The sequence below is a fragment of the Nostoc sp. genome (assembly GCF_036917465.1).
Taxonomy (GTDB): Bacteria; Cyanobacteriota; Cyanobacteriia; order Cyanobacteriales; family Nostocaceae; genus Nostoc.
The window spans coordinates 332,591-343,044 of sequence record NZ_JBALDL010000085.1; the positions used below are offsets into that span (position 1 = coordinate 332,591).

Here is a 10,454-nt window from a genome sequence, read left to right on the forward strand (position 1 = left end):
AGAGATCGCACTACGCATTCTAAACCATTAACAAAGTTGCTAATTCTGGATATTGACAGAAAATCCCATCAATGCTGGCTAATTTCGCTTGATGTTCAATGGCTGTGGCGATAATAATTCTGTCAAAAGGATCTCGATGAATGGGTGATAAATTAACAGCACTTGACGCGATCGCCGGAGTTAAGGGTAAAAGAGAGATTCCCGAAGGTTCTAAGGCTTCCTGAAACCATTGATTCACCGGACTTGGTAATAATAAACGTCCTCTTTGTTGGGCTAAAGCTACTTCATAACAGGATACTGGCGAAATTCCTACCTGATCTGGCTGTTTCTATTATTTCTAACCATGAAGTTGGAAATTGATCTAATTCTCGATTAATATACCAAATCCAGATATGAGTATCTAGGATAATTATTTCAGACATTCCCAATCTTGGTCATTAACAAGTGGATTTACCAAGTCTCCTAATGTTTTTCCCTTACCAGCAATCAAGGGTGAAGGTTGACGGCGTTTTTGGGGTTGGGGTGGGATCTCTTCTAGAATTGAGATCATAATTCGAGCGGACTTAAGAGGGGGTTTTTCGCTTAACCACGTTATTTGACCATTTTCATAAAGGGCTTCGTATTGCATAGGTTCAGTGATTGTTCAATCTTTGAAATATTATAACGGTGATTTGTTAGGTCTTTCCTCAACCCAAGCGACAAGAACGCGATCACACTTCATTAATACACCCTACAATATCAGGCGATCGCACTTCGTTAATGCACGCTTCAAGATCAGGCATCGCACTCTCCTCAACGGAACCTATTATGCCGCCACGATCACATCCCGATCAATAATCGGATCGCTAATATGGGACTTCTTTACACATGGACGCTTATACCTCCAAATTAAATATTCACCTTTATGCTGCTCCCTGAATCTACTGTGGTACCCTGGCCTAGTCTACCTTTCAGTGCTGTCGCCGCTTGTCTTGCCTCTTCAAGTGCTTTAGGTTTGGCTCCCTCAACGGCAGCTATCCCAACATGATAGTCCCACTCAATGTCATTAGCCGGATACCCTGCTACTAAGGCTTGCATCGCTACGATGAATGCTTCTCCAGTGGGTGTAAATGCCGATGTCGGGACATCATACATATCGGGTGTTACAAAATGACCGCCCGCTACCGCCTGATAATCCATTCCTCCATTGGGCGAGTATATTTTTGCCACCACACCGACACACATGATCAGTCCGTTTATATATATTCCCGGGTCGGCATTATTATCACCTTTTATATCGATTACTGGTGTACTTGTTCCTTCCTGCATCCTTTGTAGCGCCGATGACTGTGTCAATAATGGTTCAATGTCTATGGAACTTCCTTCCACGTCCCCTTCATTGTCTTTAACACCCTTCACATCATTGCCCGATTCGCCTTGCAATAGTGACTCGTCTGTTGAATCTCTCTGCCTCTGCACCGCCCCCCCATTCTGCTGCACCACATGGGTCAACTCATGCGCCAACAACTCTTGACCGCCTCGACTCCCTGGATTATATTCACCCGAACGAAAGAACACATCCTGCCCTGTTGTAAAAGCCCGCGCCTGAATTGACCGATTCAACTGGTCAGATTGACCATCGGTGTGAACCTTCACCCCACTGAAATCTGCGCCAAATGCCCGTTCCATCGGTTTGCGGATGTTGTTTGCGAGCGATTGTCCACCACCTCTTGCTTGGTTTATAGACGTTTCTAAGTCTGGCGCAGTAGCTATCCCAGCCTGACGCTGCACCGTCGGCTTCATCTGTAATTCTTCTTCTTCTGGCGCTTGTTCTCGTTGCAGTGTGCTGTTGTCCAGAGATTTCATTTGCAATTCTTCTTCCTCTTCCTCTGGCACTTCTTCTCGTTGCAGCGTGCGATTGTCCAGAGATTTCATTTGCAATTCTTCTTCCTCTTCCTCTGGCACTTCTTCTCGTTGCAGTGTGCGATTGTCCAGAGATTTCATCTGTAATTCTTCTTCCTCTTCCTCTGGCACTTCTTCTCGTTGCACCAAAGGCGTGATGGAATTTGCCAGAGGTTTCATCTGCAATTCTTCTTCTGGCACTGCTTCTCGTTGCATAGGCTGGTGATTTACAGGTTGCGCCATTCTTTGCATTACCTGCTGGGCTACACTATCAGCTTCCTGTTCGTAAATGTCTCCCGGCTGGCTAATTGAAAGTTTTGCTTGGGAACGCAGTGGTATGCGACTTATATCGTGGGTAACTGGTCTATGGAGCGGTTGTATTTTAGAAACTGCTTGGCGTGAAATTGCCGACGACTCCAAACCAAAGCCGGGTGTCGGGTGTTTCAGGGATGGAATTGAGAAACTTGTAGTAGTTTTTTTCTGCCGGCTGACGTGTTCTCTCATTTTCTTCTCCAGATGCCCAAGCAGTAGGTAGATAAATATTTTGCTGTTACTAACATCTAGAGTACTGCGATCGCACTTGTAACACAATTGACCCAAAGTCTAAATCCAGGCAAAAACTAAGTTCGACTTTTGGCTACTTTTGATTCTGATGCAGTACCTTTAGCCTGGATTCTAGGAGAGGTTTTTTATTTATGGACTCAAAACAGCAACAAACTTTTTTCACCTTCGATGGAGATGTAGGCGGTACTGCTGGATACGCCGGGGTTTCAGCCGCATCTGATGCAAGCAAGGCGGCTAAAACGGCAAGTAAATATCTTAACGACTCACGGCTGATGAACCAACTCACAGAACACGTATATAAACTTTTGCTAGAAGACTTGCGATCGCAGCGCGAAAGGGTAGGTAGTTATGATTCTCAAAGGTGGTTGTGATGGCTACAGGCGCTAACAATGGCAACATTACTCACGAATTAAATTATGTTACTACTAATCGGTTCTATGTAGAGATAGATAGTTCTATTGCTGCATCTTTCGCGGAATGTACAGGATTAAGTGTTCAAATTAAGAAAAATGTTTTTCAGGAAGGTGGTGTCAATGACCAGCAAAGAATTTATTTAGGTCATACAGAATTTGCAGACATAACCCTTAAACGAGGATTTACCGATCATCCAGGTTTTTGGAATTGGATGAATGCAGTTTTTGATGAACAAAAGAAAACATCTCGACGCAATGTTAATATTCTGATTTTTAATCAAGCTGGTGAAACCATGATGAGTTGGACTTTGATTGGTGCTATTCCTATAACCTGGAAAACACCTGCACTCCAAGCAGATGGAAAAGCAGTTGCAATTGAAGAATTAACTTTAGCTTATGAAGGGTTACAAATTGCAAGGTCTACAGGAGGAGGCACTTCTGTACAAAGAAATCAAAAAACAGGATATTTTGTTTCTAGTTAATTGGCTATTCTTCAACTATAACTATGCAAAATCTTCAATCTCCACTAGGAAACAATATTCATCCCCTTGGGGTAATATCATTTTTATCAAATCCTCAGAGAATGATATTGAAAAAAGCATCTCATTCTTTGCATTCTCAAAGCAATCTCATCAGTACAATACAAACTAAACCACCATTAGCTACGTCCTCTAAATTTTTACTGTCTCGTCAGTATGAACCATCGATTCAAGCATTAATAGGTTGGGATAGCTGGGATACTGAGGATACAAGTACTGAATTTCCGTTGATTGATTTTGATGCTTCTGATTCAATAGCTGCACTAAAAAATAGTAATGAATCAGTAAAAAATAGTATTCCAGAAATCATGCCAACTGCCACCGAGGTAAATACGAATAATGATACCTCACAAGAAGTAAATCTAAAAATTGAATCTAAGTCAAAAAAAGCAAAGAAATCCCAACCGCTATCAGGAAAAAAGTCAACTTCAAAATCTAAAAATAAGCAACCTAGCAAATCATCTCCGGCTAAAAAGGTTAAGCAAGTTGTTGATAAAAAGAAAGATCCTATTAATACTGAAAAAGATAAATCTCTAACATTAGATCAGTCTATACCTCTTGAGACTAATTTGGAAACACCAAATTTACAACTGGATATTGTGTCAGATATTTCGGCAAAGAATCATAGTTCTGTTAGTAACATAACGGCATACAATTCGCCTAATTTTAAAGGTCAATCGAATTTACTCAGGAATATTGCCAACGATGATTTGCCAGTAAATTCTGAGCTAATATCTAGTTTGCCTAATACAGATTTGTCTTCAACAGACAATATTTTGATATCAGAAGAAAATAATAATTTTGAATTAGAAAATAACACAAGTGAATTAGTCAACAGTTCATATATAAAATTTCCTTCGGAAAATAATATAGAAGAAATATTTATACCGAATACTAATTTTATAAATGCCGAACAAAAAATAATACCTGAAATATCAGAATCAGTTAATTGGTCAGGTATGCCAGTTAGCCAAACGTCACCACAACAAGACCTTAAAATAGACCAAGTTTCTTCTATAGTGGATAATAAAAACAGCGTAAGTCAAACAAATTTAATCCAAGCAAAAGAGATTTTACCAACCTTAAACTCTCCATTGCAAGAAGCAGAATCACTAAATACTAATACTAATTTTGAGGCAATTACAGCCATTGAATCCGACTTAATATCAGAAAAAAGCACAAATTATTTGGTACCAAATAATGCTATCTATGATAATTCTTTAACTTTTTCTTCAGAATTTACTTCATCTGAGGTTAATGATGCACCAACTTTACTCCATTCTTTAGAGAATGACGAAAATACTATAGCGGCGCATGTTACTTCACCTAATTCTGAGTTTTCAATTGCAAAAAATCCTATTACAGTACAACAAGAAATTACTCCTGACTTTTCACACCATGTAGAAAAGACAACGCAAAATCTACCTCCTCAGCCCCCTTTACTACCAGAAAAAGGAAAGAATTTAAAGCCTCTGCAAGGGCAGACTAGAGGTTTTATAGATTCTGTGAAAAGTCAGGAAATTGATTCCATTATTACGAGTGAGTCTCTAGACGGTGCGCCTGTTCAGTTAACGCCTAACTCAGCAGAGATTGAAGACATACCTAGTTTATTCAGCAACTTTGATAGCGATGAACAATTAGTAGCTTCAGAGTCACAGTCTGCTATGGTGGTTAATGTCTCAGATGTCTCAGCAAATGTGGCTTCACTACAACGTTATAGCAATCTTGATAATACTACCAGCGAGTTTACAGAAAGTCAGCCTATCTTAGCAGCACCTGAAATTGGTGAAACACCAATCATTAGCGCCATATCATCTGAAATTGTTGAAACACCAACAGTTAGCGCCATATCACCTGAGATTGTTGAAACACCGACAATTACCGCCATATCACCTGAAATTGTTGAAACACCAACAATTACCGCCATATCCCCTGAAATTGTTGAAACACCAAGAATTACCGCCACATCACCTGAAATTGTTCAAGCATTAGTAGTTAGCGCCACATCACCTGAGATTGTTGAAACACCAACAATTACCGCCACATCACCTGAAATTGTTCAAGCATTAGTAGTTAGCGCCATATCACCTGAGATTGTTGAAACACCAACAATTACCGCCATATCATCTGAGATTGTTGAAACACCAACAGTTAGCGCCATATCACCTGAAATTGTTGAAACACCAACAATTAGCGCCATATCATCTGAGATTGTTGAAACACCAACAGTTAGCGCCATATCACCTGAGATTGTTGAAACACCAACAGTTAGCGCCATATCACCTGAAATTGTTGAAACACCAACAATTACCGCCACATCACCTGAAATTGTTGAAACACCAACAATTACCGCCATTTCACCTGAAATTGTTGAAACACCAACAGTTACCGCCATATCACCTGAGATTGTTGAAACACCAACAGTTACCGCCACATCACCTGAAATTGTTGAAACACCAACAGTTACCGCCACATCACCTGAATTTGCTCAAGCATTGGTAGTTAGCGCCAGTTCACCTGAGATTGTTGAAACACCAACAATTACCGCCATTTCACCTGAAATTGCTGAAGAAGCAAGTATTTTTAGAATTATTAATCTTGAACAAACAGTAGAATCAGAAAATCCTGAAATCTCAGCCATTGGTGATACCTGGGATAATCCAGAGATTCAAGAAAACCCAACTTTTCCACAAGATGAGGTAAGCACAGCAACTAAAGTTGAGCAAAATGCGATCGCACAAAAATCTGCACCTAAAGGTTATGCTACTGGTGGTCATGTTACAGACTCTCACGTTGAAAATCGCCAGCACATAGCACCCTCAGATACAGTACCTGCAATGCTAACGCCTGGGGAGTTCGTGATTAATATCAGGGATGCACAGAAGAATTTACCCCTACTACATCACATCAACACTGGTGGAACACCGCACGATATTATCCTTCCAAGTTTACAGACACCCAATCTTACAGAAGCAGAAGAAATTATTTCTCCAGAGACTCCGACTAAAGTCGATTCTTTTTCAGACACTTCATTACAGCTAAAAAGCACTGAGACTGATTCACCTGAGATATCCAATTCTTTAATTCCTTCTTCCTTGGGATTGAATATTAGCAAACAGAAACTTTCTATCCTCAATTCTCCACAGCTTCATACTCTTCAAAATGAAACAATTGATGTCGGTGAAGCTTCACCTCAATACTCATCGCCTCCCCTGATTTTCCGAAAAGCAAATCCTACAACTTATACATCTTCACAATCGTTAAACACGCCTTCTCAATGGTCAAGTGTGGAAGATTTACTCAATGGAAATAATGATGATTCTACTAGCTTTAATTTTCATGATGGAAATAATGATGATTTTACTAGCTTTAATTCTCATGATGGAGAATCTAATAGCCAAAATTATGAATTTTCTCATGTTTCCGAATCGTCACAAGTTTTTGCTAAACATCTTCCAGCACCTAGAGGCTTTGCTAATGGTGGAGAAGTCACTCTACCCGATATATCTAGAGAAATACAACCAGTGACTGAGACGATAGAGAGCGCATTCTCATCTTCTGGAGGAGATGAGAAAGATGATACAGCCAATCTGGAAGCTCTAGCCCGTGAAATTTATCACAGATTACGACAACGGATAGAAATTGAGCGGGAGCGTCATGGCGGTTATTCCGGTCGATTACCTTGGTAAATTTCCATTCAATAATTAATTTTTGGAGAATATTAAAATGGCAAGTCCAGCAATTATTGTTATTCAAAAACGTCAACCACAACTTGAGAAAGCTAAACTTGTAGCTTATAACGGTGAAGCGCCAGATATTGAATTAATGTTTAATCCTACAGATATTAGTTTCGCTCGGACTGTTAAGTGGGAAAGTAAGGATGGTAATAGAGGAACTACTTTACTTCCAAAAGTCAACTTTTCTGGCGTTGAGCCTTATAAGTTTACACTTAAACAGTTACTTTATGATACTTATGAAACGAAAGAGTCGGTGATGAAAAAATATATAGACAATATCAAGAAAGGTGTAGAAACTATCAGTAAAGCAATTGACAAACGCCCACCTGTTTATATATTTACATGGGGAAATGAGTATTTTTATTGTGTAATCACGAGCTTAACCTACACTTTAAGTATGTTTTTGAGTGATGGTACACCAGTCAGGGCGCTGGTAGATATAGCCTTACAAGAAGTAGATAAGAATAACCTTCCGGGAGGACGTGAATCTGCTTCTACAGGGGATGCTCGTCAGGGAGATCAAAAGGGGCAAACACTGAGTAAGACATAATAAGTAAAGTTGTAAATTAGTATTTACTTTGTCATGAAAGGCTGCTCTGAACATTTCATAGGTTATCAAATAATAGTTATGCCTGCTAAAAAAAGCCTTTATTTAAGCGAACCTAAAATACAGATAGATGGAAAACAAGCTTCTCCTGAATTAATGAAGGATTTATTGCAGATCACAATCGAAGAAAGCCTTCATTTACCAGCAATGTTTACGCTAGTAATCCATAACAGCTATATTCCCGCATCTGACCGACCAGAAAACAAGGCTTGGCGACATGACAAGTTGTTTAAGATTGGGAACAAAGTGAAATTGGGTTTTACTTCCAGTACTACTCTAGATAATAATTTTCAGGAGGAAGCAGAAGAATTCCTGATTGAAGGCGAAATTACAGCGATGGAAGTTCACTTCAATGAAAAATCTGAAGCTGATATCATTGTTCGCGGTTATGATATTTCTCATCGTCTGCATAGAGGTCGTTATAATCGTTCTTTTTTAAATGAAACGGATAGCGGTATAGTCAAAAAAATAATTAAAGAAGTAGGTATAAAAACTGGCAATATAGAGGCGACTGGTGAAGTTCATAAGTATGTCTTTCAAGAAAATCAAACTAATATGGAGTTTTTGCGAGAAAGGGCTGCTCGCATTGGTTTTGAGTTATTTATTAGAAAGGAAGAACTAAATTTTTGCAAACCAGATAGTCAGAAAGATTTATCACTAAAATGGCTAGTTGATATTAATAAATTTAGTACCCGCGTTACCAGTGCTGAACAGATAAGTTCTGTAGAAGTACGCGCTTGGGACTATACCAAGAAACAATTGATTAGTGGAACAGCCAAGAAAGAAAAGCAAATAACCGAGACAGGTAATAAGCTAGGAAGTAGTAGTAGTAATGCATTTTCTAATCTTAAGTCTCCCAAAATGATTGTTGTAGATAAACCTGTTGCCAGTAAAAAACAAGCAGAGGCGATGGCTCAGGCTTTGTGTGATGAACTGGGAGGAGAATTTGTTTATGCAGATGCCAAAGCAGAAGGGAATCCTGAGATTCGTCCAGGACGAGTTATTAATCTTGAGGGTATGGGCGATCGCTATAGTGGTAAATATTATGTTACAGAAACTCGCCATTTCTTCAGTCAGCGCGTTTATGAAACTGATTTCAGCGTCCGGGGGCTACGTTCTGGTAACTTATTCACAACTCTATCCCCAGAAAAACGTCTACAGCCATCTGAGACTTTATTAGTCGGAATTGTGACTGATAATAAAGACCCAGAGAAAATGGGCAGAGTGAAAGTTAAGTTTCCCACTCTCACAGAAGACCATACAAGTGACTGGGCGAGAGTTGTCGCTGTGGGAGCAGGTCAAAACAGAGGTTTCGACTGTTTACCAGAGGTAAACGATGAAGTTTTGGTAGGTTTTGAACATGGCGATATTCACCGTCCCTACGTCATTGGCGGCGTATGGAACGGGAAGGATGCACCACCGGAAAAGGTGGGTGATTCTGTGACAGGTGGCGTAAGATTACGCACCATTAAAACTCGTGTTGGTCATGTTTTACAGTTTGTTGAAGAGGATAAAGGAAGTAGTAAAACAGGTATTCGCGTAGAAACTAAAGACGGTCATAAAATATATCTCAATGATAGTCAAAGGTGTATAGAGATTGAAACCAAAGGTGGTCATAGAATCAAAATGGACGATATGACTAAATCTGTTTCAGTGAAATCAACAGGCAATATGTCATTAGATGCTCGTGGAAATATAGACATTTCAGCCACCGGGACGATTACGGTCAAAGGTGCATTGATTCGACTTAATTAATTCGTAATAGAGCCTCCGGCACGCTCCGCGTTAAGCGAAGCCATGCCGCAGGCTTTACGTAATTCGTAATTTTCGGCAAAATAATTAAAAAGACTATAGGAGGTTGTGATGGGTAAACCGGCAGCACGAATTACTGATAATGTGGCGCATCCTTTACCCCCAGTTTTAACAGGAGGGCCGGGTAGTCGTAATGTGTTGATTGGGTCTTTACCTGCGTGGCGGGGTGTGCTTGCAGCAGCAGTACCAGGTTTGATGTCTGCCAAAACATCTTCTGATATAGCTATCAAAGCGGCTGAGGCTGCTACTCTAGCGGCGGCTGGCACACCAGGCGCGCCTGCTGCTTTAGCTACCGAACAAACTACGAAGGCAACATCATCAGCTACTATGGGTAGTGCGATCGCTGCTGCTGCTGCTGGTGCTGATATTCATAATTGCACTACACCATTGCCTATCCCTCCCCACGGCCCTGGGGTTGTGATTGACGGTAGCCAGACTGTGCTAATTAACAACCTACCCGCCTCTCGGATGGGCGACACTATTATAGAAGCATTAGGGCCACCGAATAAAATTATCAAAGGTAATCCCACTGTTTTGATTGGCGGTTGATTGGAATGTAAGGAATCTGCGTCCACGAGTAAAAAAGATTCATTAATGAAGCTCTGAGGTTCATTAACGGAGTTCAAAGACTCATTAATGAAGCTCTGAGGTTCATTAACGGAGTTCAAAGACTCATTAACGAAGCTCTGAGGTTCATTAACGGAGTTCAAAGACTCATTAACGAAGCTCTGAGGTTCATTAGCAGAGTTCAAAGACTCATTAACGAAGCTCTGAGGTTCATTAGCGGAGTTCAAAGACTCATTAACGAAGCTCTGAGGTTCATTAACGGAGTTCAAAGACTCATTAATGAAGCTCTGAGGTTCATTAACGGAGTTCAAAGACTCATTAACGAAGCTCTGAG

The 10,454-nt window shown here is 40.3% G+C and carries 9 protein-coding genes; 6 read left to right on the forward strand and 3 right to left on the reverse strand.

What is annotated here, in order from left to right; translation table 11 throughout:
* Positions 1–19 precede the first annotated feature (19 nt).
* From V7K38_RS21075 to V7K38_RS21085, 3 genes are all read right to left on the reverse strand, one after another.
* Positions 20–307, reverse strand: a complete 288-nt coding sequence (locus V7K38_RS21075) for a type II toxin-antitoxin system VapC family toxin (protein ID WP_334860377.1) — start codon at positions 305–307, stop codon at positions 20–22.
* Between the two features lie 102 nt (positions 308–409).
* On the reverse strand, positions 410–628 hold the full coding sequence (locus V7K38_RS21080; protein WP_334860357.1) for a hypothetical protein: 219 nt from the start codon (positions 626–628) through the stop codon (positions 410–412).
* A gap of 260 nt (positions 629–888) precedes the next feature.
* The gene (locus V7K38_RS21085) at positions 889–2,481 is read right to left on the reverse strand and encodes an eCIS core domain-containing protein (protein WP_334860358.1); all 1,593 of its coding nucleotides are present in this window, start codon (positions 2,479–2,481) and stop codon (positions 889–891) included.
* A gap of 95 nt (positions 2,482–2,576) precedes the next feature.
* On the opposite strand from V7K38_RS21085, the gene V7K38_RS21090 reads away from it, so the two are divergent.
* The 6 genes from V7K38_RS21090 to V7K38_RS21115 all read left to right on the forward strand — a co-directional run bounded on the left by V7K38_RS21090 (position 2,577) and on the right by V7K38_RS21115 (position 10,102).
* Positions 2,577–2,816, forward strand: a complete 240-nt coding sequence (locus tag V7K38_RS21090) for a hypothetical protein (protein ID WP_334860359.1) — start codon at positions 2,577–2,579, stop codon at positions 2,814–2,816.
* On the forward strand, positions 2,816–3,340 hold the full coding sequence (locus tag V7K38_RS21095; protein WP_094331978.1) for a phage tail protein: 525 nt from the start codon (positions 2,816–2,818) through the stop codon (positions 3,338–3,340). The genes V7K38_RS21090 and V7K38_RS21095 overlap by 1 nt, the downstream gene beginning before the upstream one ends.
* 107 nt (positions 3,341–3,447) lie before the next feature.
* Positions 3,448–7,086: a hypothetical protein gene (locus tag V7K38_RS21100; protein ID WP_334860361.1), complete on the forward strand. Its 3,639-nt coding sequence runs from the start codon at positions 3,448–3,450 to the stop codon at positions 7,084–7,086.
* A gap of 37 nt (positions 7,087–7,123) precedes the next feature.
* On the forward strand, positions 7,124–7,684 hold the full coding sequence (locus tag V7K38_RS21105; RefSeq protein ID WP_334860363.1) for a CIS tube protein: 561 nt from the start codon (positions 7,124–7,126) through the stop codon (positions 7,682–7,684).
* 78 nt (positions 7,685–7,762) lie between these two features.
* Positions 7,763–9,496, forward strand: coding sequence for a VgrG-related protein (locus V7K38_RS21110; protein ID WP_334860364.1), 1,734 nt, complete (start codon positions 7,763–7,765; stop codon positions 9,494–9,496).
* 108 nt (positions 9,497–9,604) lie between these two features.
* Positions 9,605–10,102 (forward strand): PAAR domain-containing protein, encoded by a 498-nt coding sequence (locus tag V7K38_RS21115; protein WP_334860366.1) that lies wholly within the window; start codon positions 9,605–9,607, stop codon positions 10,100–10,102.
* Positions 10,103–10,454: the final 352 nt, after the last annotated feature.

What these genes read in the sequence shown, in the direction of transcription:
- V7K38_RS21080 (WP_334860357.1), bottom strand. Translation starts at nt 628, where the DNA reads ATGCAATACGAAGCCCTTTATGAAAATGGTCAAATAACGTGGTTAAGC.
- V7K38_RS21090 (WP_334860359.1), top strand. Translation starts at nt 2,577, where the DNA reads ATGGACTCAAAACAGCAACAAACTTTTTTCACCTTCGATGGAGATGTA.
- V7K38_RS21095 (WP_094331978.1), top strand. Translation starts at nt 2,816, where the DNA reads ATGGCTACAGGCGCTAACAATGGCAACATTACTCACGAATTAAATTAT.
- V7K38_RS21105 (WP_334860363.1), top strand. Translation starts at nt 7,124, where the DNA reads ATGGCAAGTCCAGCAATTATTGTTATTCAAAAACGTCAACCACAACTT.
- V7K38_RS21110 (WP_334860364.1), top strand. Translation starts at nt 7,763, where the DNA reads ATGCCTGCTAAAAAAAGCCTTTATTTAAGCGAACCTAAAATACAGATA.
- V7K38_RS21115 (WP_334860366.1), top strand. Translation starts at nt 9,605, where the DNA reads ATGGGTAAACCGGCAGCACGAATTACTGATAATGTGGCGCATCCTTTA.